The organism is Streptomyces sp. NPDC037389 (genome assembly GCF_040636475.1).
Taxonomy (GTDB): Bacteria; Actinomycetota; Actinomycetes; order Streptomycetales; family Streptomycetaceae; genus Streptomyces; species Streptomyces hesseae.
The window spans coordinates 79,757-105,289 of sequence record NZ_JBEZUS010000008.1; the positions used below are offsets into that span (position 1 = coordinate 79,757).

Here is a 25,533-nt window from a genome sequence, read left to right on the forward strand (position 1 = left end):
GGAATCCGGCGCCGCTTGTGCGATTCCGCCCCTACTTCTTTCCGGTGTCCCGATCGAGATCTCCGGCACCCCGATCTGGACAAAAGGACCGGACGGTCCGGTCTAGAGTCGGATCCCATGCGATCGACCGACACCCCACCCCCACCCACGACGGCGGACCTGATATCCGACCCCTACGGCTCCTATGCCCGGCTCCGTGAGAGCGGCCCCGTGCACCGGTTCGAGGGCCCCGACGGCAAGCACGCCTGGCTGGTGACCCGTTACGACGACGTACGGGCCGCCCTCGCCGACCCCCGGCTCTCCCTCGACCGGAGCAACGCCCTGCCCGGCAACTACAGCGGCTTCTCCCTTCCCCCGGCGCTCGACGCCAACCTGCTGAACATGGACCCGCCCGACCACACCCGGCTGCGTCGGCTGGTGGTGAAGGCGTTCACCCCGGGCCGGGTGGAGAAGTTGCGCGGCCCGGTGCGGAGGTTCGCCGACGAACTGCTGGACGCCGTCGAGCCGGCGGGGCGGGCGGATCTGCTGGAGTCCTTCGCGGGCCCGCTGCCGGTCGTCGTGATCTGTCATCTGCTCGGCGTTCCCCAGACGGACCGGGTCGACTTCCGGTCCTGGACGGACGCCATGATCACCCCCGACCGGACGCGGCCCCATCTGATGAAGGAGGCGGTCGCCTCCCTGATGGCCTTCTTCACCGGGCTCATCGAGACCAAGCGCGCCGAGCCCGGCGACGATCTGCTCTCGGACCTGATCGCGGTGCAGGAGGCCGGGGACACGCTCTCCCAGGACGAGCTGACGTCCCTGGCGTTCCTCATCGTGTTCGCCGGATACGAGAACGTGACCCACCTCATCGGCAACACGGTGCTCGCCCTGCTGGACCGTCCTGAACTGCTTCAGACGGTGCGTAAGGATCCGGACGGTCTCGCGGCCCTCGTGGACGAGGCCAGCCGGTGGGACGGGCCCACTCCGGTGGCGATCCGGCGCTTCCCGGTGGAGGACATCGAGATCGGCGGAGTGACGGTCCCGGCGGGCGAGACCGTGCTGCTGTCGCTGGCCTCGGCCAATCGCGACCCGGCCCGATTCCCCGACCCCGACCGCTTCGACCTGGGACGGGACCGCTCGGGGAACCTCGCGCTGGGTCATGGCATCCACTACTGCCTGGGTGCCGCGCTGGGCCGGATGGAGACGGAGACCGCGCTCGCCGCGCTGCTGGAGCGCTTCGAAAATCTGGAACTGGACGTTTCGAGGGAGGAGCTGACCTGGCGTCCGGCCATCCGGGCGCGTGGCCTGAAATCGCTCCCCGTTCGCTGGTCTTCGGTCGTCCGAACAGGTTTTTGATGCATAACCCATCCTTGATGAGGTAGAACTGTCCTCGAGCCCGCCCGGTGTGCATCCCCCGTCGCACCGGGCGGGCCTTCGTCGTCACCCCGTCGCCCGGGCCCGCTCAGGCGCTGCCGGGCGGGAACTTGAGCAGCGTCACCGCGGCCAGCATCTGGAGACTCACCGCCGCCACCGCCTTGTGGGTGGGCAGATGGTGCTGACCCCGTATCAGCAGCGTGGCGAGCGCGTAGCCGAAGGCCGCCGTCACCGACGCGGCGGCACGCACCGGCGCCGAACCGGACGGCAACCAGGTGTCGAGGACCAGCCGGGGCAGATCGCTCGCCCAGAACAGCACGACGAACAGGCTCGCCGTGGGGGCGAACCTGCCGTTGCCGCCGAGCCGACGGGCGATGGCGTGCGTGGCGGCACCCAGCAGCAGGCTGGCGAGCATCATCACCAGCGAGCCGATGGCCATGGCCTCCAGCGCCAGCAGGGGGCTGACCCCCCACTGCACCCAGAAGGAGTCGTTGGCCAGCGTCCCCAGCGCCCCGCACAGCAGGGACAGGAAGGCCGCCGCTCCCCAGACGCTCCGGTCCCGCGCCTCGTCGAGGACCTCGACGGGCCGGTACCAGAGCCCGAATATGAGGCGGTGCCAGAGCAGCTTGCGCGGCTGGGCACCGGGGGTGCGTGGGGGAGGGGCAGTGGTCACAGGCATGGGTGCCGTTTTATCACCGTTCGGCCGGACCGCAGGAGTCCGGGCGGCCCGGCCGATGGAGCGGACGCCCCGTCAGGCCGGGGTGGGCGCCACGCCGCCGGGGCCCGTACCGGGGTCCGTGCCGGGGTCCGGATCGTCGTCCCCCGCGTCGGCGACAGGCCGGTCGGAGACGGCCGTCACGGGCTCGGCGAGCCCGACGGCGGAGACCCCTCCGGGCAGGTAGTCCTCGCTGATCTCCCGTGGCCCGAACGGCCACACCTTCTCCCTCGCCGCCCACAGCACGAAGGCCACGCACCCGGCGCCCACCCAGGCCAGCGACCACTCGATGGGGTGGCGGCCGGGGGAGTTCCGGTCGGCGAAGCCGTAGATCACCAGCCAGCCCGCCAGCGCCACCAGGCTCGGCAGCGGATAGAGCCACGTCCGGTACGGGCGCGGCAGCCCCGGCTGCCGGCGCCGCAGCACGGTCAAGGCCAGGATCTGCGACAGCGCCTGAAGGATCACCATGACCGCCATCAGCAACTGGATGATCGTCGCCAGGTCGGTATGACGGCCAATCAGAAAGCCGACGGCCGAGACCAGCCCCATCGTCGCCAGGGGCAGCACCGGGAAGCGCAGCCGAGGGTGGAGGGCGCCGAAGCGGCGGAAGAAGACGTTCTCCCGCGCGGCGTCCACGGGGATGCGCGAGCCGCCCAGGAGCCCGGTGAAGACCGACGCGAAGGCCGTGACGAGGATCAGCACGGTGACGACGTCCGCCGCGCCCTTGCCCCACGTCTGCTCCATGACCGCAGAGGCCACGGAGGACCCGGCCGTGGAGTCGGGGTCCAGCATCTCCCGCCAGTCGACGACGCCCAGGGTGCCGATCTGGAGCAGCAGATAGATGGCCATGATGCCGAGGATCGAGTAGATGATGGACCGTGGCATGACGCGCCCGGGGTCCTTGATCTCGGCACCCATGTAGGCGACGGTGCTGTAGCCCCCGTAGTCGTAGATGCCGATGGTCAGGCCCGCCGCGAAGCCCAGCCAGAACTGACCGGTCGTGAGGTCGAAGGCGCCCGCCGGGTAGGTGAAGGCCCGGTCCGGGCTGAAGTGGGTGAACGCGGCGACGATGACCAGGGCGACCGAGGCGATCATCACGCACCACAGCACGGCCGTGATCCGCGCGATGCTCTCCACCCGCCGCCACAGCAGCCCGACGACCACCACGACGAACGCCAGGCCCGTCAGATCGCCCTGGGTCTGCGTCATGCCCGGCCAGAGATAGCCCAGGTACTGGACGAAGCCGATCACACCCGTGGCCATGGCCAGCGGGATGAAGAGCATCGCCGTCCACACGAACAGGAACGGCACCAGTCTTCCGGTCCGGTACTGGAACGCCTGCCGCAGATAGACATAGCTGCCGCCCGCGCCGGGCATCGCCGCGCCCAGCTCGGCCCACACCAGCCCGTCGGCGAGGGCCAGCACGGCCCCGGCGACGAAGCCGATGACCGCCTGCGGCCCGCCGAAGGAGGCCACCATCAGTGGAATGGTGACGAACGGTCCTATGCCGCACATCTGGCTCATGTTGATGGCGGTGGCCTGGAACAGCCCGATACGGCGGACGAACGCCGCCCGCTCTTCCGGCACCACGGGCTCCGGTGCCCCGGGCCCCCGCTCGATGTCCCCTGCCGTGTCCGCCATTGGCGCTCAGCCCTCTCTCGGTCGTCCGTCGAGGTCTTCCTGCGAGGTCTTCCTGCACTCGTACACCGGGCCGCCCGGCGCGTCCATCACCTGCGGAGTGTCGGGCCTTGCTGCGAGAAGATGGCAAGTGCCACATTCTCGCCCTGGAGCCCGGCCGGGACGTTATGGTTGCCCGGCCGTGGTGTTCGGGAAGACCGGTGAGGCCCCTCGTGGGCCGATTCCGGAGCGGCCCTCGCCACTGTGATCGGGGAGTGACCGTCCTCTTCCGCGTGCCCCGGTACGTGGAGCCACTGGCAGCGTCCGGCTGCCGGGAAGGCGGGACGGTAACGCCAGTCACCCGTAAGCCAGGAGACCGGCCACGGCATCTCGAAATGATCCACGAGGTGCTGGAGCGTTCACCCCAAGATGTCCATATCCACATCCACCGAACCGTCCCCGCCCGCCTTCCGCTGGCGGCGTGAGGACACCCTGCGGACCGCCGGCCTGCTGGCCGTCGTCGTCGCCCTCCACGTCGTCGCGTTCGGCGTGCTCTTCCTGCTGGTCGTGCCGAACCACTACACCGTCGGCTCCAAGGCCTTCGGCGTCGGCCTCGGCGTCACCGCCTACACCCTCGGCATGCGGCACGCCTTCGACGCCGACCACATCGCCGCCATCGACAACACCACCCGCAAGCTGATGGCGGACGGGCAACGCCCGGTCTCCGTCGGCTTCTGGTTCGCCCTCGGCCACTCCAGCGTCGTCGTCCTGATGGCGTTGCTGGTCACCGGCGGCACCCGGCTGGCCGGGACGCTGATGAACGAGGACTCCACCACCCATCAGGCCCTCGGCGTCGTCGGCACCTCGGTCTCCGGCGGCTTCCTCTACCTCATCGCCATCCTCAACCTCGTCGCCCTCGCCGGCATCATGAGGGTCTTCCGCGCCATGCGCGAGGGCCGCTACGACGAGGCCGAACTGGAGAAGCAGCTCGACTCGCGCGGCTTCATGAACCGCCTCCTCGGCCGTTTCACCCGCTCCATCAGCCGCCCCGGCCAGATGTACCCGCTGGGCTTCCTCTTCGGCCTGGGCTTCGACACCGCCACCGAGGTCACGCTGATGGTCATGGCGGGCAGCGGCGCCGCCGCCGGGCTGCCCTGGTACGCGATCCTGTGCCTGCCGCTGCTGTTCGCGGCCGGCATGAGCCTGTTCGACACGCTCGACGGCACGTTCATGAACTTCGCCTACCAGTGGGCGTTCTCCAACCCCGTCAGAAAGGTCTACTACAACCTCACCATCACCGGGCTGTCCATCGCCGTAGCCTTCCTCATCGGCACCATCGAGCTGGTGGGCGTGCTCCACGAGAAGCTCGGTCTGGACGACGGGGTGACCGGCTGGATCGCGGGGCTGAACCTCGACAACGTCGGTTTCGTCATCGTCGGGCTGTTCGTGGTGGTCTGGGCCATCGCCCTCGGCTACTGGCGCTTCGCCAAGGTCGAACAGCGCTGGGCGGCACGGACGGCTGCCGCCGGGGCGGGCGCGGACGGCTGAGCGGGCGGCAACGGGGGTTACGGCCGGGGGATCAGGGGCGTTCGCAGCCCTGGTCCGCGCACGCCTTCCGGGCGCTGATCACCGGGGGGCTGCTCCCGGCCGGCTCCTCCCGCACCACCACCAGGGCCGGCCCGCCGCAGGTCAGGCACGTCCGGGCCGAGGGATCCCACTCCCGCTCGATCGCCGCGGCGATCCTGCGCAGGGGGTCGGCGTCGACATCTGACTCGGCTCCGGTGTCGGACATGGGCCATCCCGCTCCACGGTCGTCGCTGCTCGCTCTGCCGGCGGGTGCATCGTGACGCACGACCCCTGATCACGTCAGCGTGTTGGGCCGTGATCACCCTTCACGGGGTGGCGCGGCCCCCGCGCTGACGGCCGTCGGGAGCGTCACCTCGAACCGGCAGCCGCCGGGCACGTTGTGGACCGACGCCCGGCCCGCGTGGGCCTCGACGATGCCACGGACGATCGCCAGGCCCAGCCCCGCGCCCCCCGGCCGGGTCCGGGCCGCCGAGCCCCGCCAGCCCGTCTCGAAGACCCGGGGCAGATCCTCCTCCGGGATGCCGCCGCAGCCGTCCGTCACCGACACCACCACCGCGTCCGCCTCGCGCCGCGCGGCCACCGCGACCGTGCCGTCGGGCGGGGTCCGCCGGATCGCGTTCACCAGGAGGTTCCCCAGGACCCGGGTCATCTCCTTGCCGTCCACCTCCACCGGCGCGGCGTCCACACCGTCCCCCACCAGCCGCACCCCGTGCTCGCGCGCCAGCGGCCCGGCGCCCGCCAGGGCCTCGTCCACCAGGTCGTACACCGACATCCGGCTCGGGCGCAGCGGCAGAACGCCGGCGTGGATGCGGGAGAGCTCGAAGAGATCGCCCACCATGGTGTCGATCCGGTCGACCTCGGTGCGGATCTGCCGGTGGTAGCGCGCGGGGTCCTCGGCGACGCCGTCCTCCAGGGCCTCGGACATGGCGCGCAGCCCGGCCAGCGGGGTGCGCAGGTCGTGGGAGATCCAGGCCACCAGTTCGCGCCGCGAGGCGTCGAGGGCGCGTTCGCGCTCCCGGGACTCGGCGAGTTTGGCGCTGGTGGCGGCGAGCTCCCGGGACAGCGCGTCGAGTTCCGCCGTGGCGCCGCCGCCGGGGGCGGCGAAGGTGCCGCCCCCGCCGAGGGACCGGGCCGCGCGGGTCAGCGCGGCGCTACGGGCCACCACCCAGCGGCCGAGCAGCAGGGCCGTGGCGAGCGAGACCACGGCGGCCATCGCGCACACCGTCGTCACGACCGTCAGGTCGTGCGCGGACAGGAACATCGCCTGGGCCACGGCCAGCGTCCCGGCCAGCATCGCGGTCACCGACACGGCGGCCACCACGGCGAGGGAGACCGTCACCGACCGGTGGCGCAGGAGCCGCAGCGCCAGCGCGCCCAGCAGCCCGGCGGCGGCCGCGCCGAGGAACGCGAACAGGGCGATGAGCAGCGTGTCACCCATTCCCGGCCGCCTCCCCGGGCTCCTCGAAGCGGTAGCCGACGCCCCATACGGTCCGGATCAGCGCGGGATTCGCCGGGTCGTCCTCGATCTTGGCGCGCAGCCGGCGTACGTGCACGGTCACCGTCGACACGTCCCCGAAGTCCCAGCCCCACACCTCGCGCATCAACTCCTCGCGGGTGCAGGCGCGCCCTGGATGGCGCAGGAGGAAGGCGAGCAGGTCGAACTCGCGGAGGGTGAGGGCGAGGTCGGTGCCGTTCCGGGTGGCGCGGCGGCCCATGGTGTCCAGGGCCAGCCCGGCGGCCCGCAGCGGCGGGGCGCTCGCGGGCGCCGCCGCACGGGTACGGCGGAGGACGGACTCCACGCGGAGGACGAGCTCGCGGGGGCTGAACGGCTTGGTGACGTAGTCGTCCGCGCCGACTTCCAGGCCCAGGACGCGGTCCTCCTCGTCGCCGCGGGCCGTGAGCATGATGACCGGGAGCCGGTCGTGCGCCTCGCGCAGGCGGCGGCAGACCTCCAGGCCGTCCAGGCCGCCGGGGAGCATGAGGTCGAGGACGACGAGGTCGGGGCGGGCCGCGGCGGCCTCGGCCAGTGCGGTGGGGCCGTCTTCGACACTGGTGACGGTGTGGCCCGCCTTCTGCAGGTAGCCGGTGACGACCTCGGCGACGGTGGGGTCGTCGTCGACGACGAGGATGTGGTGCATGCGGTCAGCTTCGCAGCATGCGGGAGGCGGCGTGCGGTGCGGGTCCGCGCCCCGAAGGGGCGCGGGGCAGCATCGGCATGCGGCTGCCGCCGCGTGGGCGCGACCAGCCGCCACCGGCCCGCGGATGACGCGCCTCACCTCCCGCGGAGCGCCTAGTATCGGGCTGATGCACGACCCCCACGTTCGCGTCCGCGGAGCGAAGACGCACAACCTCAAAGGCGTCGACGTCGACATCCCCCGCGATGCCCTCGTCGTCTTCACCGGTGTCTCCGGATCCGGCAAGAGCTCGCTCGCCTTCGGGACCCTGTACGCCGAGGCCCAGCGGCGGTACTTCGAGTCCGTCGCCCCCTACGCCCGCCGGCTGATCCACCAGGTCGGCGCGCCGAAGGTGGAGGAGGTCAGCGGGCTGCCGCCCGCCGTCGCGCTGGAGCAGCGGCGCTCCGCGCCGACCTCGCGGTCCTCCGTCGGCACGGTCACCACGCTCTCCAACTCCCTGCGCATGCTCTTCTCCCGTGCCGGGACCTACCCCGAGGGCGCCGGGCGGCTCGACTCCGACGCCTTCTCGCCGAACACGCCCGCCGGCGCGTGCCCCGAGTGCCATGGCCTGGGCCGGGTCCACACCGTCACCGAGGACTCCCTCGTCCCCGACCCGTCGCTGTCCGTCCGCGACGGCGCCATCGCCGCCTGGCCCGGCGCCTGGCAGGGCAAGAATCTGCGGGACATCCTCGACACGCTGGGCCACGACATCGACCGGCCCTGGCGCGAGCTGCCGCGGGCCGACCGCGACTGGATCCTCTTCACCGACGAGCAGCCCGTCGTCACCGTGCACCCCGTCCGGGAGGCCGAGCGCATCCAGCGGCCCTACAAGGGCACGTACATGAGCGCCCGCCGCTATGTCCTCCACACCTTCGCCGACTCCAAGAGCGCCGCCCTGCGGGCCCGCGCCGAGCGGCACCTGGTGAGCGCGGACTGCCCGGCCTGCGCGGGGCGGCGGCTGCGCCCCGAGGCGCTCGCCGTCACCTTCGCCGGGCGGGACATCGCCGGGCTCGCCGCCCTGCCGCTGGCCGCGTTGGCGGAGACGCTGCGCCCGGCCCGCGAGGGCGACGGCGTGGCCGCCGCCCTCGCCCGCGACCTGATCGCCCGTATCGAGGTGCTCACCGAGCTCGGCCTCGGCTACCTCAGCACCGACCGCCCCACCCCCACCCTCTCCGCCGGCGAGCTCCAGCGGCTGCGGCTCGCCACCCAGCTGCGCTCGGGGCTGTTCGGGGTGGTGTACGTCCTGGACGAGCCGTCCGCCGGGCTGCACCCCGCCGACAGCGCCGCCCTGCTGACCGTGCTGGACCGGCTGAAGGCGGCGGGCAACTCGCTGTTCGTCGTCGAGCACCACATGGACGTCGTGCGCCGCGCCGACTGGATCGTCGACGTCGGCCCCCGGGCCGGCGAGCACGGCGGGCAGGTGCTCTACAGCGGGCCCGTCGAGGGGCTCGCGGACGTACCCGGGTCGGCGACCCGCCGGTTCGTCTTCCCCGAGGCCGCCCCCGCTCCCGCCCGGACGCCCCGGGAGCCGTCCGGCGCGCTGCGGCTGCGCGGGGTGAACCGGCACAACCTCCGCGACCTCGACGTGGACTTCCCGCTCGGCGTCTTCACGGCCGTCACGGGCGTGTCCGGCTCGGGCAAGTCGACGCTCGTCGGCCAGGCGCTGGCGGGGACCGTCGCCGCGCACCTCGACGGCACGGAACCCGTTGGCGGACCGGCCGGGAGGGCCGACGGGCTGGAGGCCGTCAGCCGGCTCGTACGCGTCGACCAGAAGCCCATCGGTCGCACCCCGCGCTCCAACCTCGCCACCTACACCGGGCTGTTCGACGCCGTCCGCAAGGTCTTCGCGGCCACCGACGAGGCCCGGGCCCGTGGCTACACCGCCGGGCGGTTCTCCTTCAACGTCGTCGCGGGGCGCTGCGAGGTCTGCCAGGGCGAGGGGTTCGTCGCCGTCGAGCTGCTGTTCCTGCCCGGCACCTATACGCCGTGCACCGCGTGCCACGGCGCCCGCTACAACCCCGAGACGCTGGAGGTCACCCACCGGGGCGCCACCATCGCGGACGTCCTCGACATGACCGTCGACGCGGCCGCCGGGTTCCTCGCCGACGTGCCGGCCGCCGTGCGCGGCCTGCGCACCCTCCAGGACGTCGGCCTGGGCTATCTGCGGCTCGGCCAGCCCGCGACCGAGCTGTCCGGCGGCGAGGCGCAGCGCATCAAGCTCGCCGCCGAACTCCAGCGCGCCCACCGTGGCCACACCCTGTACGTCCTGGACGAGCCGACGACCGGGCTGCACCCCGCCGACACCGAGGTGCTGCTGCGTCAGCTGCACGGCCTGGTGGACGCGGGCCATTCGGTGGTGGTCGTCGAGCACGACATGGCCGTGGTGGCCGGCGCCGACCACGTCGTGGACCTCGGGCCCGGCGGGGGAGCGGAGGGCGGCCGGATCGTCGCCGCCGGCACCCCCGGACAGGTGGCGCGGGCCGCCGGGAGCGCCACCGCGCGGTATCTCGCCGCCGCCCTGGCTAGCCGCGCCGCCTGAGGCGGCGCGGTTTCCGCGGGCCGGGAAGCCGACCGGGAACCGTCAGACCGAGTACGGCAGGGCGTGGACCTCGGAGACCGGATGGCCCGCCCGCTCGTGGACGCGCTTGACCGCGTCCGCCGAGGGCGCCTCGGAGAGGCAGAAGACCGTCCCGGATTCCGGGTCCGCCCACGCCTTCTCGAAGCGCACGCCCTCCTCCCGCTCGATCGCCTGGTCGGCGCGGTGGGCGGCCGCGAGCTGCTCCTCGGTGATGCCCTTCATCCCGTGGTGGACGTCCATGAACTTCGTCATGTGCCAGCACCTCCCTCGTGCCGGGGTTCTCTCTCATCATGCGCCGGACGCGGGCCACGCGCTCTGGACGCCTTCCACCCCGTCTGGTTTCGTCCTAGTCACAGGCACGTTCTAGTCGCATGTTCGAACGGACGCGACGTGGGGGGACGGAACCGGACCATGGCCCATGCCCTGATCATCGGTGGTGGCGTCGCCGGACCGGTGGCCGCGATGGCCCTGTGCCGGGCCGGCCTCGACGCGACCGTCTACGAGGCGGTCCCGGCCGGAGCCGGGCCGTCCGGCTCGTTCCTCACCCTCTTCGCCAACGGGCTCGCGGCCCTGCGCGCCATCGGCGCCGACGAGCCCGTCCGCGCGGTCTCCTGCGCGGCCGACACGGTCGAGTCCTACAGCGAGACCGGCCGGCTCCTCGGCCGGCGGCCCATGTCCGGCTCGGGCGAGGCCGGGCTGAGCCCCCGTACCGTCCCCCGGGCCGTGCTCTGCCGGGTGCTGCGGGAGGAGGCGGCCCGCCGGGGCATCCGCGTCGAGCAGGGCAAGCGGCTCGTCGGCCTCACCACCCGCTCCCGCGGCCGGATGGTGGCGTCCTTCGCGGACGGCACCCACGCCGAGGGCTCCCTGGTGATCGGCGCCGACGGCATCCGCTCCCGGGTCCGCGCCCTTCTCGACCCGGCCTCGCCACCGCCCCGTCACACCGGCCAGTTCTCCGTCTCCGGGCGCACCGGGCCCCGCACCACCGTCGGCGGCGCCGAACCGGCCCCGCCGCGCACCTACCGCATGTACTACGGGCGGGGCGGCTTCTTCGGCTGCACCACGGTCCCGGACGGCAGCACCTTCTGGTTCGCCAACGTCCCCGGGCCGGAGCTGCCCCGGGCCTTTCTCGCCGCCGCCACCCCCGGCGGGTGGCGCCGCCGGGTCGAGGAGGTCTTCGCCGCCGACGGCACCCCAGCCGCCGCCATCGCGGCCGCCACCGGCGACGACGTCGTGGGCGTCAACTGCTACGACCTGCCCAGCACGCCCGTGTGGCACGACGAACGGACCGTCCTCATCGGCGACGCCGCCCACGCCACCGCGCCCAACGCCGCCCAGGGCGCCTCCCTCGCCATCGAGGACGGCGTGGTCCTCGCCCGCTGCCTGCGCGACCTGCCGGGCACGGGGCGGGCGTTCGCCGGGTACGAGCGGCTGCGGCGCGAGCGCGTCGAGCGCGTCGTCGCCCTGAGCGCCTCCCTCGCCCGCCGCAGACCGGTGACCGCCGAGGAGCGGCGCGCCCGCGACGCCGAGGTGGAGCGCAGGCTGGCCAGGTCCGGGCGCCCGGTCCGCGACTGGCTCACCGGCTACCGCATCGACTGGGCCGCGCCGGTCCACTGACGCGGCGCGGCCCCACCGCCCGGCACGGGCCGTCGCGGAGTTGCCGACCAGGCAAGTCGCGGCAGACTGGACCCATCCCGGAGCTGCCCGAGGTCGAGGCCCTCGCGGGCTTCCTCACCGAGAGCCTCGTCGGCCGTACGGTCGAGCGGGTCCTGCCGGTCGCGGTGAGCGTCCTGAAGACCTACGACCCGCCGCCGTCCGCCCTGGAGGGCCGCACGGTCACGGCCGTGCGCCGGTACGGCAAGTTCCTCGCCGTGGCCACCGGCGACGGCGGCCACGGCCCCCACCTCGTCCTCCACCTGGCCCGCGCGGGCTGGCTGCGCTGGTACGACACGCTCCCCGCCGCGCCGCCGCGCCCCGGCAAGGGGCCGCTGGCGCTGCTCGGCCTGCGGGTTCATCACCCCCGGCAGTCGGGAGACGCAGGCCCGCTTCGTCTGCAAGGCGGACGGCTGCGGGTTCGAGGCGAACGCGGACACCAACGCGAGCAGCAACATAGATCACGCCGCCGGGCAGGCGGTGTCAGGACGTGGAGACCTCGGGGATACCTGGTCCGTGAAGCGCCAATCACCCACCAAGCCGCACGCGGCCTGAGATGGGATTCCGCCCCGTTCACGGGGCGGAGGATGTCAAGGAGCGCTGTGCGCGGTCGACGCGCTGCGCGCGGGCGTCGCCGTGGCCCTGCCGTTCGTCTGGTCGCCCGACGCCCGGGGCACGGCCGTCGTGCTGGGCGGCGTATGCGTTCTCGGGGTGCTCGGGGCGCTCTTCGACCCGAACTTCGAGGCGCTGGTGCCCGGTCTCGGACGGGCCGGGCAGATCCAGTCCCTCACCGGGCTGTTCGACCTCACCAGCCGCGTGGCCCGTACCACCGGGCACGCCTGCGTGTGTGCGCTGCTGCTGGTGATCTCCAAGAGCGAGCTCTTCACCTGCGTGGGCGCCGCGTTCGCCGTCTCCGCGGCGGCGCTCGGCGGCATGGCCCGGCGTCTGCCGCCGCCGCCCGGCCGTGCCCCCGCCGAGCAGAGCCGGGCCGTGCGCGTCACCGCGCTGGTACGGGAACGGCCCGACATCGGCCTGGCGATCGGAGTGCACGGCGCCCTGCCACTGTGCGTCGCCGCGACGACCATCGGGCTGCCCGCGCTGCTCGCCCACGGGCACGACACCCGCGCGGGCGCCTACGGGCTGATCACCGCCGTCTCCGGCATCGGCGCGCTCATCGGCAACCCCGTCGCCGGCGGCCTGCGGCCGCGCGCCTGGCTCGCCGTCTGCTGCGCCGCCTGGGCGGTCGACGGCCTGGCGACCGCCAGTATGGCGGCGGCGCGTTCCGACCTGGCGCTGGGATCGCTGTGCCTGCTGTCGGGACTGGCGGTGCCCGTGGGGACCGTCACGATGCGGGCGCGCCTGGGGACGTACCCACCGGCGGAACGACTGCGGCTGATGGCCGTCGAACACACCGCCACACGCGCGGGCACCGTGTCCGCGATACTCCTTCTCCCGCCGCTCGTCGACGCCTCCCCTGCGGGCGCGTTCCTCACGGCCGGCACCGTGGTGGTCCTGCTCACCGCGGCGGTCGGTCTGTCGGCCCCGGGCGGCCGGCGTGGCGGCGCCCCCGCGTCGGAGCCCGTATGAGGCAGACCGGCTCCCGCTACTCCTGCGGAATCCCGCGCTCGTCCGCGTGGGCCAGCTCCGAGTGCTTGTACGAGTAGCTGAAGTACACCGCCAGCCCGATCACGAACCACACCGCGAACCGCACCCACGTCTGCCACGCCAGATAGGTGATCAGCCAGATCGACGCCGCCACCCCGATCGCCGGCACCACCGGCATTCCCGGGCAGCGGAAGGAGCGCGGCAGGTCCGGCCGCTTGTAGCGGAGCACGATCACCGCCGTGCACACCACCGCGAAGGCCAGCAGGATGCCGATGTTGGTGAGCTCCGCCGCCTCGCCGATCGGGACCAGCCCCGCGATCAGCGCCGAGGCGCCGCCCACGATCCACGTCACCCGCGTCGGTACGTGCCGCGTCGGGTGGGTGTGCGCGAACCACTTCGGCAGCAGCCCGTCCCGGCTCATCGCGAACCAGACCCGGGTCACTCCCAGCATGAAGGTGAACATCACCGTGAGAATGCCGATGATCGCGCCCACCGCGATCACGTCCGCGATCCCTTCCAGCCCGACCGACTTGAAGGCCGTGGAGAAACCGCTCGCCTTGTCGATGTCCTTGTAGTTCTGCATGCCCGTCAGCACCAGGCAGGCCAGCACGTACAGCACCATCGAGATCGCCAGCGAGTACATGATCGCCCTCGGCATGTGGCGCTGCGCGTCCTTGGACTCCTCGGCCGCCGTGGACATCGCGTCATAGCCGAAGACCGCGAAGAAGACCGTGGCCGCGCCCGTGAACGCGCCGCTCAGCCCGAACGGGAAGAAGGGGTGGTAGTTGGCGCTCTTGATGTGAAAGAACCCCACGACGACCACCAGCAGCACCACGATGATCTTCAGGCCCACCACCACGGTCTCGAACCGGGCCGCGTTCTTGATGCCCAAGGTCAGCAGATAGGCGATCAGCAGGCACAGCACCATCGCGAACAGGTCCACCCGGTGCCCGTGCCCCGTCCCCGGCGCCCCCAGCATCCAGGCGGGCAACTGGGCGTTCGTCTCCCCGAGCAGGAAGTTGATGTACCCCGAGATGCCGATGGCCACGACCGCCACGATCGCCGTGTACTCCAGCAGCAGGTCCCAGCCGATGAACCAGCCGCCCAGCTCGCCCAGGACCGCGTAACCGTACGTATAGGCCGAGCCCGCCCGGGGGATGAGCCCCGCGAACTCCGCGTACGAGAACGCCGCCGCCGCGCTCGCGACACCCGCGATCAGGAACGAGACCAGCACGGCCGGGCCCGCCACACCGTTGGCGATGGTGCCCGCCAGACTGAAGATGCCCGCGCCGATGATGCCGCCGACGCCGATCGCGGTCAGCTGCCACAACCCCAGGGTCCGGGACAGCCGCTCGCCGTGCGCCTCCGCTTCCTCCGCCTCCTCGATCGTCTCGATCGGCTTGCGGCGCAGCACACCGCGCCCCATCCCGAGCCCGGCCATAGCCTCGTCCTCTCGTCGGCCCGGGGGCGGCTCGCCCCTCGGGCGAATCGCCGTCATCATGGCCGAGCGCGGGCGCCGAAGGAAGCCGCCGCCCCGCACCGGCCCCGGGTATCAGCCGATGGGTCAGCCGATGGCGGGCGGCACCGCCGCCGTGCCCGTGCCCCAGTCACCGGGCCGCGGCCCGACCCGGAAGTCCAGCTGCCCGCCCTCGCGAATCGCCTGCGTCGTCACATACGTCCGGTCGTACGCCTCCCCGTCCAGCCGCACCGAGCGCACATACCGGTCCGTGTGCGAGGTGCCCGGCGCGCTCACCGTGAACCGCCCCTTCGGATACCAGCGCCGGTCCAGCCGCAGCTCCACCCGCTCGAACACCGGTGTGCTCAGGCCCCACACATCCGCCCCCGGCTGCACCGGATACACCCCGATGGCCGACAACACCATCCACGCCGACATCGTCCCCAGGTCGTCGTTGCCCGTCATCCCGTCCGGCGTGTCCGTGAAGAGCGTCAGCGCGGCGTGCACCACGTCCGTCGTCTTCCACGGCCGCCCGGTGGACAGATACGTGTACGGCGCGATGAGGTCCGGCTCGTTCTGCGGGTTGTACTTGTCGGCGTTGTAGTAGTCGTACGGGCCGTTCACCCACACCTCGCGGGCGGTGCGCGCCGGGTCGGCCAGCAGCTTGTCGTAGGCGAAGAAGGAGTCCAGCCGCCGGTCCGCCTTGTCCTTGCCGCCGATCAGCTCCACCAGCCCCGGCAGGTCCTGCGGCACCAGCCACTGGTACTGCCAGGCCGTGCCCTCGTGGAAGCCCGGGCTCTTCGCCGGGTCGGCCGACCCCGCGAACGCCCCGTCGGCCCCGCGCGGCCGGAAGAAGCCCGTTTCCCGGTCGTAGAGGGTGCGGTAGTTGCGGGAACGGGCCGTGTAGCGCCGCGCGTCCTCGCGATGCCCCAGGGCCCGCGCCATCCTCGCCAGCGCCCCGTCGGCCAGCGCGTACTCCAGCGTCGCCGAGGCGCCCTCGTGGAAGTCCGAGTCCCCCGGCTTGCTCCGCGCCCGGTCCGGCAGGTACGGGACGTAACCGTTCTTGAGGTACTGGGCGTTGCCCTCCCGGCCGACCGCCGGGTTCGTGGGCGGAGGCACCCCGTCCGCGTTCCTCTTGAGCACGCGGTACGCCTCCTCCTCGTGGCCCGACAGCAGCCCGTGGTGGAAGGCGTTGGTGAGGTACGGCGTCACCGGGTCACCGGTCATGATGTTCGTCTCGACCGTCCCGTAGCCCCACTTCGGCAGCCAGCCGCCCTCGGCGTCGACGCGTAGTACCGACAGGGCCATGTCCCGCGCCTCGCGGGGAGCGAGCAGGGCCAGTAGCTGGGCTTGTGTGCGGTAGGTGTCCCACAGGGACCAGTTCTGGTAGTAGGTGAAGCCCCGCGTGCGGTGCGTTTTCTGGTCCCAGCCGGTGTAGCGGCCGTCCGTGTCGCTGCCGATGTTGGGGGAGAGGAAGGAGCGGTAGAGGGAGGAGTAGAAGGTGCGGCGCAGCGTCCGGGTGCCGCCCTGGGTCTCGACGTCCCGCAGCCGTCGCTCCCACGCCTCCTGCGCCGCGTCCGCCGTACGGTCGAAGTCGTCCTCCTCCGCGCGCAGATTGCGCTCCGCGCCCGCCGCGTCCACATAGCTGATCGCCGTGGTGGCCTCCACCTCCCGGTCGTCGGTGGTGTCGAAGCGCACCCACGCGCCGTTGCGGCCGGTGGCCGCGGACGAGGACCGCGAGCCCTTTGTCACCCGGTCGTCCTTCCAGGTCCCGTAGGAGTGGAACGGACGGTCGAAGCGGGTGACCGTGTACACGGTGTACGGGCGGGTGTCCTGGCAGAAGCCGCGTCCGGTGACGGTGGTGCGCACCGTGCGGCTGTCGACGACCTGGACGGAGCTGGAGACCGTCCGGTGCAGCGACTGGCCCGCGTTGAGCAGGACGTTCGCCTGCTCGGTCGCGGGGAACGTGTAGCGCTGCCGTCCGGTGCGGGCGGTGGCCGTCAGCTCGGCGGTGATCCCGCCGTACGAGCCGAGCCGCACCCGGTAGTAGCCCGGGCGGGCCGTCTCGTCCCGGTGGCTGAACTCGGCGGCGTAGCGGGCGTTGTCCGTCTGTGCCACCTCGCCCGTGGTCGGCAGCACGGGGAGGTCGCCGCCGATGCGGCAGCCGACGCCTGAGAGGTGGACCGTGCTGAAGCCACGGATGTGGTGGTCCTTGTAGTCGTAGCCGGTGTTGTGACCGGTGTCGGGGGAGAGCTGCACCATGCCGAAGGGCACGGCGGCGCCGGGGAAGGTGTTGCCTTCGTTCTCGGTGCCGATGAAAGGATTGACGAGGCCGGTGAGGTCGCCGTCGGGGGCCGTCGCCGGTGGCCCGGCGGGAGCGGCGGCGGTGGCACCCAGCATCGCCGCCAAGGCGAGCACCCATACTCTCCTACGACGCCTCATACGCCCACGACCCCTCAGGTGACAGTGGTGTCAGCGCCGAGGCTCGCGTGGGCGGGTGGGGGAGTCAAGGATGCGGCGGATGGTGGGCGTGGTGTTCCGGACAGGCCGATCGGGTGACGGTGTGGGTGGTGGGCCGGGGCGGGGTGGGGCGGAGTGGGGGCACCTCCCAGCGGTAGCTGGGGGAGGGTGGGCGAAATCCCGCGCCGAAGGCGCGGAAAACCCACCGGCGGTCAGCCGCGCGACACCACCGTGGAAAGCACCCGCGGCAGCGGATACCAGTCGGCGGTGGCAAAACTGGCATGCGCCCGCGCCATGAGCGCAACCCGCTCCCCCGCCTGCGCCTCGGTAGGCCGAGTGCCGTCAATCCCCGGCGAAACCTTGTGCGCATCCGTCATCACGACGAGATAGTGCCGGCTGTCGTACCACCCCGTGTCGATCCCGCCGCTCACATACGCGCTCGCGTCCCCGTCGAAGAGGACGAACCACGGCCGGACGGAAGGATCGGCATAGCGCGACCGAGGGTCGCCCACCACGGCTCCGTGCACCGCCGGAAACGCCGCGGCCGACCCGATCCGCCCCGCGGCGGCCAGGTCACGCAGGTGCGTGGCGTACTCGCGGTCGGTCCACAGCCGGTCCGCCGGGTTGCGCTCCTCGACCGTGCCGGGGATGAGCTCGACGATGAACTTGCCCGCGAGCGCCGAGCGCGCGGGCCAGCCGCCGGCCCGTACGGCCTCGTCGAGGTTCGCGTGCTTGCCGAGCAGATCGCCCGGGCGGTAGAGCGCGTCGCCGAGCTTCGCCGTCAGCAGCGCGTCGAGCTCCGCCGGACCGCGCCCGCTGTTGGCGTTGAAGCCGTCCTTCATCTCGACCTTGAGCAGCACCGGCCGGTGGTCCGGGTGGGCGTCGTGCCAGGCGCGGATGTCGGCGAGGCAGCCTGACAGCGGCTGGTTGCGGGAGCCGGTGCGGAGCCGGGCGGCGGAGGTGGCGCCTTCGCAGTTGTTGTCGTTCGCGACCGGGTTGGAGTGGGAGACGCGGAAGGCGCGGCCGCCGAAGCCATTGGACCACACGTCCAGTTCGAGGAGGGCGGCCCCGGAGTCGAGGGCGTCGGCGAGGTAGGGGTACTTGGCCTTCTCGTAGGCGTTGTGCACCCCCACGGACGTGGTGGCCGCGTACGACGCGGAGGCGGAGGGCTCCGCGGCTGCCGCGTCCGTCGTCGCGGCCGGTAGCGCCAGGAGCGCCGCCGTTACGGACGTGATCATTCCGCTGCGTATGGTCATCTTCCGTTCGTCCCCGTCCATGTGCCGATGTGAACGGTCGGTAGGGTACGGGAACTGATGAAGAGTCACCTACTTGGCCGGGTGGCCGCCGCGTCGCCGTCCAGCAGGTGCTGTGGAACGGACCGGAAGGACCAGGTTCCGCCGTGCCGGGTCAGTACCCAGACCAGGTCGAAACGGTCCGGCCAGGACTTCGGCACCCCGGGCGCCTTGGCCGCGCCCAGCGCCTTGACGATGTCCGCGATCCTGGAGTGCTCCCAGCAGATGAGCACGGGCTGTGGAGATATGAGTGCGGCGCCGGCCAGCTTCGCCTCCTCCGTCTCGGAGAAGGAGGTGTTGACCGGCAGCTTGAGCTCCTCGGCCAGTGGGGTGACGGTCTGCCGCATGCGGCGGGAGCCCGCGTTGGGGCCGTAGTCGGCGGCGGCGAAGAGGGTGGAGGGCCGGGGCAGCGCGGTCCGTCCGGAGGCGTCCGTTCCGGAGATGCCCGCCGCGGGGGCGAACAGCTTCGGGAGGGCCCGGGCGCGCTCCCAGCCCCGCTGCGTCAGCGACTTCTTGTCCGGCTCGCCGTTCTCGTCCATCCCGCGCGTACCGCCGCGCGGCTTCTCCCCATGCCGGATGATCATGATTGTGGCGTCGGGGCCGGACCGGCCGTCGGGCGGCGGATCCGAGGGCCCCGCCGCCCGCGGCCCCGAGTCGCTCCCGCAACCCGTCACCGGCAGCAGGGCCGTGCCGGCCAGGACGGCCAGTACCCGGCGGCGGCCGATACGGGTCGGGCCCCCGCTCGTGGTCATGGCCGTGTCCGTGGCCGTGTCCGTGGTCTCGGTCGTACCGCTCACCGACCCCCCTGTCCCCCGTGAAGCAGCTCTCGGCCGCGCGCGCCGCGCGGCCCAGGCCGCAGCGTAGCCGCTGCGACCGTGCCTCGTCGCGGGGGAGTTCGGGACGGAGCCGGACGCGCGGGTCTCACCCCGCCGCGTACACGTCCTCCACATACCGGCCCGCGTCCGTCAGCTCGCGCAGCCACGCGTCGGCGGCCCGGGCGTCCGCGCCCGTCCGGCGGGCGCAGAGGTCGCGCAGCGCGGCCCGGACGCCCGGTGCCATACGGGCGCCGTCACCGCAGACGTACACCCGCGCCCCCGCCTCCAGCAGCGACCAGACCTCGTCGCCCTCGGCGGCGAGCCGGTGCTGGACGTACGGGCCGCCGCCCGCTTCCGGGCGTTCGCTGAACGCCGGGCGTACGGAGACGACTCCCGCGTCCTCGGCGGCGCGGAACTCGGCCGAGTGGAGGAAGTCCGCTTCCGGTGCGTCACAGCCGAAGTAGAGCAGTGCCGGGGCGAGTTCGGTGCCCGTCGCCGCGAGGGCGGCACGGTCGGCGATCGTCCCCCGGAAGGGGGCCAGTCCCGTTCCGGCGGCGACCATCACCACCGGCGTCCGCTCGTCCGCCGCGATCCGGAATGCCTCGCGGCACGGCTGGACGCGGGCGAGCACCGTGTCGCCCGGCCGCAGCGCGGCGAGGTGGCCCGAGCCCGTCCCCCGGAAGACACCCCGGCCGGAACGGGCCGGGGCCTCCAGCACGGACACCATCAGGTCGGCGTGACGGGCGTCCACGGCCGGGGAGGAGGAGATGGAGTAGGTACGCGGGCGCAGCGGCGACAGCAGCTCGGGCAGGGCCGCCGCGCCCAGGGCGCCGCGCAGGGCGGGGTGGTCCTCGATCAGCTCCAGGAGCGTACGAGGGTCGTCGGGGGAGAGGGACTCCAGGGCGGCCCGCTCGGGCGGGCAGGGGTTGCGCTCCACCAGCGTCGCCAGCTGCCGGGCTGTGGGGCGTTGGGCCAGTTCCAGGTGGTGGGTGAGGAGTTCGCGTACGGTCAGCGGGCGGTCGACGGGGAGCGTGTCGCGGCCGGCGCGGCGCGGCCGCAGCGACAGGACCGTGTCGAGGTCCGCGCCGAAGAGCGCGGCGGCGCGTGCGACGAGCTCCGCGTCGTTGGCGGGCAGCACGGCCAGATGGTCGGCGGTGCGGTAGGCGACCCCCTCCGGCAGCGCCAGCCGCAGGAAACGCTTGGTGCGCGGATGGGCCGGGTCGGTGAGCTCGTACGCCTCGGTGACGGTCATCGGCAGCATCCCGTGGCGCTCGGCCAGGGCGGCCAGCGGACCGCCGGAGACCTCGGCGACCTCGTAGGCGGGGCCGTCGGTGTCCTGCGGGGCCGCGACAGCCCCCGCGCTCTCCGGGTCGCCGTAGCGCTCCAGCAGCGTCCGGAGCAGCGAACGGGTGAAGCCCTCGACGGAACCGGTGAGATCACCGGACGCGTCGGCCTCGGCGCGCGGCAGCAACCGGGTGCCGCCGAGCGCGGCGAGCCGCTCGTCGAGGAGGGTGGGAACGCGCTGGTAGGTGGCGGCCCAGTTGCGGTCGCCGACGCCGAGGACGGCGTAGTGGACGCCATCGGCGGCACCCGGCCCGGCCGTACGCTCGGCCCACTCCATGAAACGGGCCGCGTCGTCGGTGGGGCGGCCGTTGTACGAGGCGGCGACGAGCACCACGGGCGTGTCCGTGGGCAGCTCGCCCGCGCGTTCGTCGAGCGGGGCGGCGGACGCGTCGAAGCCCAGCCGCGCGGCCTCGTCGGTGAGATCCCGGGCCAGCTCGCGGCACGTGCCGTAGTTGGAACCGTGCAGGACGAGGAGACCGGTCCCGGCGCGGGCGCGGGTGGGCGTCGTGGCGTCGCCGCCGCCCGGCTCCGCGCGGACGCCCTCCGTCCGCGCCGAGGTCGGCAGCGCCGCCCGGTTCACGGCCCGGTCGGCGGCCGTACGGCGGACGAGCGTGAGGGTGAAGCCGTCCGGCTTGAGGGTGAGGGTCTCCTTGATCCGCAGCCGGTAGCCGGTGGTGCCGGCGGTGTCGGCGAACCGGTACCGGTGGATCAGCATCCCCAGCAGCATCGTCGCCTCGTGCAGCGCGAACTGCCGCCCGATGCAGGCCCGTTCCCCGGTGCCGAACGGCTTGTACGCGTGCGGCGAGCGAGCGGCCTCGACGGCCGGGTCGAAACGCGTGGGGTCGAACAGCTCGGGGTTGTCGCCCCACACCGGGTCCCGGTGCAGCATCGGCGTGAGCACGGTGACCCCCTCCCCGGCGCGCAGCGGATAGCGGCCGCCGAGCACCGTGTCCTCCCGGGCCTCACGCGTGAACGCCGCCGCCGTCGGCCACAGCCGCAGCGCCTCCAGCAGCACCTGCCGGGTCCAGCGCAGCCGACCGACGTCCTCGAACGTCGGCTCGGGGTTCTCGGTGTCGCCCCACAGCTCGTCCGTCTCCCGCTGCGCCAGCCGCAGCGAGACGGGGTCCTTGAGGAGGTGGTGGAGGGCGAACGACAGGGCGCCGGACGTCGTCTCGTGCCCGGCGATCAGGAAGGTGATGACCTGGTTGCGGATGTTGGCGGCGTCCAGGGTGGTCCCGTCGGACGGGTGCGGGGCGCCCAGCATCAGCCCCAGCAGATCGTCGGTGCGGGTGTCACCGGACGCCGTACGGGCGGCGATGACCTCGTCGACGACACCGGCCAGGAACGCGGCGTCCTCCCGGAACGCCGCGTCCTCGGCGGCGAAGTCCCCCTCGGGATCGCGGCCCAGCTTGTTCATCGCCCAGTCCAGACAGCGCACCATCGCCCCGACGAACGGGTGCGGCTCGGGACGGGCGAACGACTCGAAGTCGTAGCCGAACCCCGCGAGCCCGATGGTGTCGAGGGTCATCCGCGTCATGTCTTCGGGCACATCGACCGGCACCCCCAGGGCCAGCCGCTCGTCCCATGAGTCGATCAGCCGGCGCGCGACGCGCAGCATGGCCGGGTGGTAGGCGCGCATCGAGCCCAGAGCGAAGGCGGGCATCAGGATGTCGTGCGCCTTCGCCCAGTTCGCCTCGTGGTTGTAGGCGGTGAACAGCCCGTCGGCGGTGAACTCCCGGACGTTCTCCAGCGCCGGGCCCACGGACTTGGTGAACCGCTGCTCGTCCGCCAGCTCGGAGACGAGATCGAGGGAGGTGACGAAGAGCCGGTCCGAGTCGTGCAGCCGCCGGGTGAATATCGGCCCGTGGTGCCGGGCCAGGCGCATGATCTGCTGAAGCGGGGTGTCGCCGGCCCCGACGGCGGTGATGTCGACCAGGGGGATGGCGGTGGTGAGGGACGTCGCTGTCATGACTTCAGAGTCACCTCCCCGGGCCGAACCGCCGGTACGTGCCACTGCATGATTGTGCAGTGACTCGCGGCGTGTCGCTCTTGCGCCGACGGCGAGTGCCGTACGAACGAGGGGACGGGGACCGGGAACCGTGAACAGCGCGGAGCACGAGGCGTACTTCACCTGGCGCAACTACTTCCTGATGCTGCTGGACCGGCTGCCCGTCCCCATCGCCATCTGCCGTGCGAACGGCGAGGTGACCATCGTCAACCCGGCCATGGCCGCCGAATGGGGCCTCGTCCCCGGACAGGTACGCGGCCGCAACCTCCTGGACCTCTTCCGTCCCAGCGACACGGCGGCCCCCCAGCTCGACCGGCTCACCGAGGCACTGCGCCTGGGCCGCCGGTCCCGCTACACCATCGACGTGCGATGGACGGCGGCCGGCGGTGACGGGGTGAGACGTGAGGGCGAGCTGGTCGTCGAACCGGTCGGCGACGCGTCCCCGGCGTATCCGGCGCTGCTGACCGTACTGCGCGTTCGGACAGCCGAAATCTCGACGCCGTCCGGCCCGGGGATGGAGGTGAGCGCTGTGGAAGCGCGGATTCTGGAACTCGCCGCCGCCGGGGCCACGACGGCGGCGATCGGCAAGGCGGTCGGACTGACCGTCGACGGCGTCAACTACCACCTCACCCGCCTCAGCCGCCGCTGGCGGGTACCGAACCGTACTGCGCTGGTGGCCAAGGCGTACGTCCTCGGCGTCCTCGCCCCGGGGCAGTGGCCGCCGGCTCAGCGCCGGGCGGAGTGACGCGGCGGGTGCCGTAGTACGCAGTCGCCGCACGTGCCGCCGCCGGGCACGCGGTAGTAGAGGCAGCACGTACGGCGGATGAAGGCGATGTTGTCGCTCAGCTCGCCGGTGTCGCGGAGGAGCGGGTCGGTGAAGAGGTCGCGGGTGAGGGCGACGGCCCGGGCGGCGTCCTCGGCCCGGTTCCGGCTGAAGCACCAGGTGTGCAGGACGCGCAGGGAGCCCGCTAGGGAGGAACCCGCGTTGCCCCAGAGGAGAGAGGAAGAGATGGGGGTGACGGTGCGGATGAGGTCGTGCAGCGGGACGAGCAGCCCGTGCAGGACAGCTGGGCTGAGGCTGTCGCCGGGTAGCTCGGCGGGGGAGGGCAGCCACAGGTCGTCGGGTGCGGTACGGACGGTGTCCCAGCGGAGGCCGCCTGCGGCGAGGTCGGGCACCTCGCCGGTCAGCACGGCGGAACCGAGCCCGACGGACAACAGCCGCCCGGCGATGCCCTGGAAGGCGATCGACGCGGCGACCCGAGTGTCGTCGGTGCCGAGTCGCTCGGCGACCGTCGCCACGCGCCGTCGCACGGTCTCCTCATGGAGGAGTGGAAGGCCGTCGCCGCCTTCGCCGGTGCGCAGGGCGAAGAACGGCCCCACGTCGGCGAGCTCGTCGAGGCGCATGGCCGCACCCTATCTTCCCCCTGGTCAGGCGCTCAGCGTGGCCGGCACGGCAAGCCGGGCACGCTCGTGGAGATGGCGGGCGTGGGGGTTCTTGAGGTGGGGACGGATCCGGGTGAGCATCTCCGTCATGCGCTCGTCGCATTGCCCCGACTGCACCAGCGGATAGATGTCCAAGGCCCTGCCCCAGGTGTCGCACGCGGCTTCCAGATGCCCGATCTGGCACTGCCGCTCGGCGAGCATGGCGAGGTAGCGCACGCGATTGCGCCAGAGGGAATGATGGCGCAGCCGGTCGGACTCCTCCAACGCTTCGATGGACCCGCGCAGGTCGCCGAGTTCGTAACGGACTTGGCCGACATGGTAGGTGAGAGACGACGGGTTGTAGGAGCCGAAAGTCGTCGCCTGGGACTCGGCCTTGTCCATGGCGATTTCCGCTTCCTTGAGATACATCAGCGCCGTGCTGCGATCCCCGAGCTGCGCGGCGGAATGCGCCTGCTGGCCGGCGAGGAACGCCCGCATACGCGGCCCGGCCTGCGGGGACGCCGCTGCGGCGGCATCGGCCAGCCGCATGGCGTGCGGACCGTGCCCCAGATCGACGGCCTGGACGCTCATTCCCCGCAGAGTCGTGCAGAATGTCAGATGGTCTTGCGAAGCACCTGCCAGATGCAGGGCCTTGAGGTAGTACTGCTGCGCGAGACCGTGAAGTCCTTCATCCACGGCCATATATCCCGTGAGATAACAGAGGTCGGAAGCGGCGGACATCATCGCTCTGCGCACGGATTCGGGCCCGTCGGCCTTCAGATAGGGCGCGACCGTATTCACGAGGAACGCCGCGGCCATCGGCCGGGCGTGCCGCCCACCGAACTGGTCGTCCAGCTCGGAGACGCGCTCGGTCATCGCGATGACCATCTCCACGTCGGGCATTCCGATGCGACCGATCATTCTGTTCTGGACGGCCTCCATCCGCCCCACCACATCCGGCCAACCCGGCACCGTCAACGCCACCGAGAACAGGCTGTAGCCGAGCACGCTCCGGCGGGACGGGTCCATGTCCTGGCGGCCGAGGTCGACGAGCCCCTCCACCGTGTCGCCGCCGGACTCGTCCCGGGACGGCGCCGGAAACCCCGCCTCCGCGTACGTCACCGGGCGGTTGAGGCGCCGGGAGAGCGCCTCCAGGATCAGCGGACGGACGTCCTCCTTCGGCACGTAGCCCCTCAGCCACTGGTGGACCGAAGGCTCCTGGTACCTGAGCGGGGTGCCGCGCTCGGTCCCTATGCGGTTGACCTCGCGGGCGAACTGCCGCAGCGTCCACGTGGCCTCGTGGTGCAGCCGCACCAGACCCGTATTCGGCTCTCGGTTCGTCAAGGCACTCAACTCCTCGCCCATGGCCCCCGTTTAAAGGGTTTAAGTCCGGCCACCGTCGCCCACAGTACCGCCGCCCACTGACAACCGGTTGCCCGGTGTGCAAGGAAGAT

General features: G+C 72.5%; 19 protein-coding genes, 2 pseudogenes and 1 riboswitch. Of the genes and pseudogenes, 8 read left to right on the forward strand and 13 right to left on the reverse strand.

From position 1 onward, the window contains the following. The first annotated feature begins 117 nt into the window (after positions 1 to 117). Positions 118 to 1,338 carry a cytochrome P450 gene (locus AB0E98_RS19090; RefSeq protein ID WP_361703846.1) on the forward strand — a complete coding sequence of 407 codons (1,221 nt, stop codon included), beginning with the start codon at positions 118 to 120 and terminating at the stop codon, positions 1,336 to 1,338. Between the two features lie 106 nt (positions 1,339 to 1,444). Here AB0E98_RS19090 and AB0E98_RS19095 read toward each other — a convergent pair whose 3' ends face one another. Together AB0E98_RS19095 and AB0E98_RS19100 are read right to left on the reverse strand one after the other, a co-directional pair. After that, the gene (locus AB0E98_RS19095; protein WP_361703848.1) at positions 1,445 to 2,035 is read right to left on the reverse strand and encodes a YIP1 family protein; all 591 of its coding nucleotides are present in this window, start codon (positions 2,033 to 2,035) and stop codon (positions 1,445 to 1,447) included. 72 nt (positions 2,036 to 2,107) lie between these two features. Then, positions 2,108 to 3,712 (reverse strand): APC family permease, encoded by a 1,605-nt coding sequence (locus AB0E98_RS19100; protein WP_361703850.1) that lies wholly within the window; start codon positions 3,710 to 3,712, stop codon positions 2,108 to 2,110. A gap of 162 nt (positions 3,713 to 3,874) precedes the next feature. After that, positions 3,875 to 4,088: riboswitch (cobalamin riboswitch) on the forward strand. 29 nt (positions 4,089 to 4,117) lie between these two features. On the opposite strand from AB0E98_RS19100, the gene AB0E98_RS19105 reads away from it, so the two are divergent. After that, the gene (locus AB0E98_RS19105) at positions 4,118 to 5,236 is read left to right on the forward strand and encodes a HoxN/HupN/NixA family nickel/cobalt transporter (RefSeq protein ID WP_361703853.1); all 1,119 of its coding nucleotides are present in this window, start codon (positions 4,118 to 4,120) and stop codon (positions 5,234 to 5,236) included. 31 nt (positions 5,237 to 5,267) lie between these two features. Here AB0E98_RS19105 and AB0E98_RS19110 read toward each other — a convergent pair whose 3' ends face one another. The 3 genes from AB0E98_RS19110 to AB0E98_RS19120 all read right to left on the reverse strand — a co-directional run bounded on the left by AB0E98_RS19110 (position 5,268) and on the right by AB0E98_RS19120 (position 7,413). Beyond that, a complete protein-coding gene (locus tag AB0E98_RS19110; RefSeq protein ID WP_361703855.1) occupies positions 5,268 to 5,480 on the reverse strand; it encodes a hypothetical protein in 213 nt (70 codons plus the stop codon). A gap of 93 nt (positions 5,481 to 5,573) precedes the next feature. Beyond that, a complete protein-coding gene (locus AB0E98_RS19115; RefSeq protein ID WP_361703857.1) occupies positions 5,574 to 6,713 on the reverse strand; it encodes a HAMP domain-containing sensor histidine kinase in 1,140 nt (379 codons plus the stop codon). Beyond that, positions 6,706 to 7,413 (reverse strand): response regulator transcription factor, encoded by a 708-nt coding sequence (locus tag AB0E98_RS19120; protein WP_361703859.1) that lies wholly within the window; start codon positions 7,411 to 7,413, stop codon positions 6,706 to 6,708. The genes AB0E98_RS19115 and AB0E98_RS19120 overlap by 8 nt, the downstream gene beginning before the upstream one ends. Before the next feature lie 166 nt (positions 7,414 to 7,579). Between AB0E98_RS19120 and uvrA the strand changes: the two genes are divergently transcribed. Then, complete coding sequence (gene uvrA / locus AB0E98_RS19125) at positions 7,580 to 9,988, forward strand: excinuclease ABC subunit UvrA (RefSeq protein ID WP_361703860.1); 2,409 nt, start codon at positions 7,580 to 7,582, stop codon at positions 9,986 to 9,988. 42 nt (positions 9,989 to 10,030) lie between these two features. Here the strand turns inward: uvrA and AB0E98_RS19130 are convergent, their stop codons facing one another. Then, the gene (locus AB0E98_RS19130; protein WP_361703862.1) at positions 10,031 to 10,279 is read right to left on the reverse strand and encodes an SCO4226 family nickel-binding protein; all 249 of its coding nucleotides are present in this window, start codon (positions 10,277 to 10,279) and stop codon (positions 10,031 to 10,033) included. A gap of 159 nt (positions 10,280 to 10,438) precedes the next feature. Between AB0E98_RS19130 and AB0E98_RS19135 the strand changes: the two genes are divergently transcribed. The 4 genes and pseudogenes from AB0E98_RS19135 to AB0E98_RS19150 all read left to right on the forward strand — a co-directional run bounded on the left by AB0E98_RS19135 (position 10,439) and on the right by AB0E98_RS19150 (position 13,264). Then, positions 10,439 to 11,641: an FAD-dependent monooxygenase gene (locus AB0E98_RS19135; RefSeq protein WP_361703865.1), complete on the forward strand. Its 1,203-nt coding sequence runs from the start codon at positions 10,439 to 10,441 to the stop codon at positions 11,639 to 11,641. Positions 11,642 to 11,715: 74 nt separating this feature from the next. After that, positions 11,716 to 12,021: pseudogene (locus AB0E98_RS19140) on the forward strand (DNA-formamidopyrimidine glycosylase family protein); the annotation flags it as partial. Continuing rightward, a pseudogene (locus AB0E98_RS19145) lies at positions 12,011 to 12,232 on the forward strand (zinc ribbon domain-containing protein); the annotation flags it as partial. The pseudogenes AB0E98_RS19140 and AB0E98_RS19145, both read left to right, overlap by 11 nt. Before the next feature lie 81 nt (positions 12,233 to 12,313). Next, positions 12,314 to 13,264 (forward strand): hypothetical protein, encoded by a 951-nt coding sequence (locus tag AB0E98_RS19150; protein WP_361703866.1) that lies wholly within the window; start codon positions 12,314 to 12,316, stop codon positions 13,262 to 13,264. 16 nt (positions 13,265 to 13,280) lie between these two features. Here AB0E98_RS19150 and AB0E98_RS19155 read toward each other — a convergent pair whose 3' ends face one another. From AB0E98_RS19155 to AB0E98_RS19175, 5 genes are all read right to left on the reverse strand, one after another. Beyond that, entirely contained in the window at positions 13,281 to 14,723 is a 1,443-nt protein-coding gene (locus tag AB0E98_RS19155; protein WP_361703869.1) for an amino acid permease, read from the reverse strand. Between the two features lie 123 nt (positions 14,724 to 14,846). Beyond that, complete coding sequence (locus AB0E98_RS19160) at positions 14,847 to 17,138, reverse strand: GH92 family glycosyl hydrolase (RefSeq protein ID WP_361704499.1); 2,292 nt, start codon at positions 17,136 to 17,138, stop codon at positions 14,847 to 14,849. 272 nt (positions 17,139 to 17,410) lie between these two features. Further along, entirely contained in the window at positions 17,411 to 18,436 is a 1,026-nt protein-coding gene (locus AB0E98_RS19165; RefSeq protein WP_361703872.1) for a phosphatidylinositol-specific phospholipase C domain-containing protein, read from the reverse strand. 83 nt (positions 18,437 to 18,519) lie between these two features. Beyond that, a complete protein-coding gene (locus tag AB0E98_RS19170; RefSeq protein WP_361703874.1) occupies positions 18,520 to 19,287 on the reverse strand; it encodes a hypothetical protein in 768 nt (255 codons plus the stop codon). A gap of 124 nt (positions 19,288 to 19,411) precedes the next feature. Next, positions 19,412 to 22,618: a cytochrome P450 gene (locus AB0E98_RS19175; RefSeq protein ID WP_361703876.1), complete on the reverse strand. Its 3,207-nt coding sequence runs from the start codon at positions 22,616 to 22,618 to the stop codon at positions 19,412 to 19,414. Positions 22,619 to 22,748: 130 nt separating this feature from the next. On the opposite strand from AB0E98_RS19175, the gene AB0E98_RS19180 reads away from it, so the two are divergent. Next, positions 22,749 to 23,402: a PAS domain-containing protein gene (locus AB0E98_RS19180; RefSeq protein ID WP_361703878.1), complete on the forward strand. Its 654-nt coding sequence runs from the start codon at positions 22,749 to 22,751 to the stop codon at positions 23,400 to 23,402. Here the strand turns inward: AB0E98_RS19180 and AB0E98_RS19185 are convergent. Then, a complete protein-coding gene (locus AB0E98_RS19185) occupies positions 23,384 to 24,061 on the reverse strand; it encodes a (2Fe-2S)-binding protein (protein WP_361703880.1) in 678 nt (225 codons plus the stop codon). The two genes, AB0E98_RS19180 and AB0E98_RS19185, sit on opposite strands and share 19 nt — an antisense overlap. 24 nt (positions 24,062 to 24,085) lie before the next feature. Then, positions 24,086 to 25,444, reverse strand: a complete 1,359-nt coding sequence (locus AB0E98_RS19190; RefSeq protein WP_361703883.1) for a tetratricopeptide repeat protein — start codon at positions 25,442 to 25,444, stop codon at positions 24,086 to 24,088. Between the last annotated feature and the right edge of the window lie 89 nt (positions 25,445 to 25,533).

Coding starts and splice junctions, on each gene's coding strand:
- AB0E98_RS19090 (WP_361703846.1), top strand. CDS start 118: ATGCGATCGACCGACACCCCACCCCCACCCACGACGGCGGACCTGATA.
- AB0E98_RS19095 (WP_361703848.1), bottom strand. CDS start 2,035: ATGCCTGTGACCACTGCCCCTCCCCCACGCACCCCCGGTGCCCAGCCG.
- AB0E98_RS19100 (WP_361703850.1), bottom strand. CDS start 3,712: ATGGCGGACACGGCAGGGGACATCGAGCGGGGGCCCGGGGCACCGGAG.
- AB0E98_RS19105 (WP_361703853.1), top strand. CDS start 4,118: ATGTCCATATCCACATCCACCGAACCGTCCCCGCCCGCCTTCCGCTGG.
- AB0E98_RS19110 (WP_361703855.1), bottom strand. CDS start 5,480: ATGTCCGACACCGGAGCCGAGTCAGATGTCGACGCCGACCCCCTGCGC.
- AB0E98_RS19115 (WP_361703857.1), bottom strand. CDS start 6,713: ATGGGTGACACGCTGCTCATCGCCCTGTTCGCGTTCCTCGGCGCGGCC.
- AB0E98_RS19120 (WP_361703859.1), bottom strand. CDS start 7,413: ATGCACCACATCCTCGTCGTCGACGACGACCCCACCGTCGCCGAGGTC.
- uvrA (WP_361703860.1), top strand. CDS start 7,580: ATGCACGACCCCCACGTTCGCGTCCGCGGAGCGAAGACGCACAACCTC.
- AB0E98_RS19130 (WP_361703862.1), bottom strand. CDS start 10,279: ATGACGAAGTTCATGGACGTCCACCACGGGATGAAGGGCATCACCGAG.
- AB0E98_RS19135 (WP_361703865.1), top strand. CDS start 10,439: ATGGCCCATGCCCTGATCATCGGTGGTGGCGTCGCCGGACCGGTGGCC.
- AB0E98_RS19155 (WP_361703869.1), bottom strand. CDS start 14,723: ATGGCCGGGCTCGGGATGGGGCGCGGTGTGCTGCGCCGCAAGCCGATC.
- AB0E98_RS19160 (WP_361704499.1), bottom strand. CDS start 17,138: ATGCTGGGTGCCACCGCCGCCGCTCCCGCCGGGCCACCGGCGACGGCC.
- AB0E98_RS19165 (WP_361703872.1), bottom strand. CDS start 18,436: ATGATCACGTCCGTAACGGCGGCGCTCCTGGCGCTACCGGCCGCGACG.
- AB0E98_RS19175 (WP_361703876.1), bottom strand. CDS start 22,618: ATGACAGCGACGTCCCTCACCACCGCCATCCCCCTGGTCGACATCACC.
- AB0E98_RS19185 (WP_361703880.1), bottom strand. CDS start 24,061: ATGCGCCTCGACGAGCTCGCCGACGTGGGGCCGTTCTTCGCCCTGCGC.
- AB0E98_RS19190 (WP_361703883.1), bottom strand. CDS start 25,444: ATGGGCGAGGAGTTGAGTGCCTTGACGAACCGAGAGCCGAATACGGGT.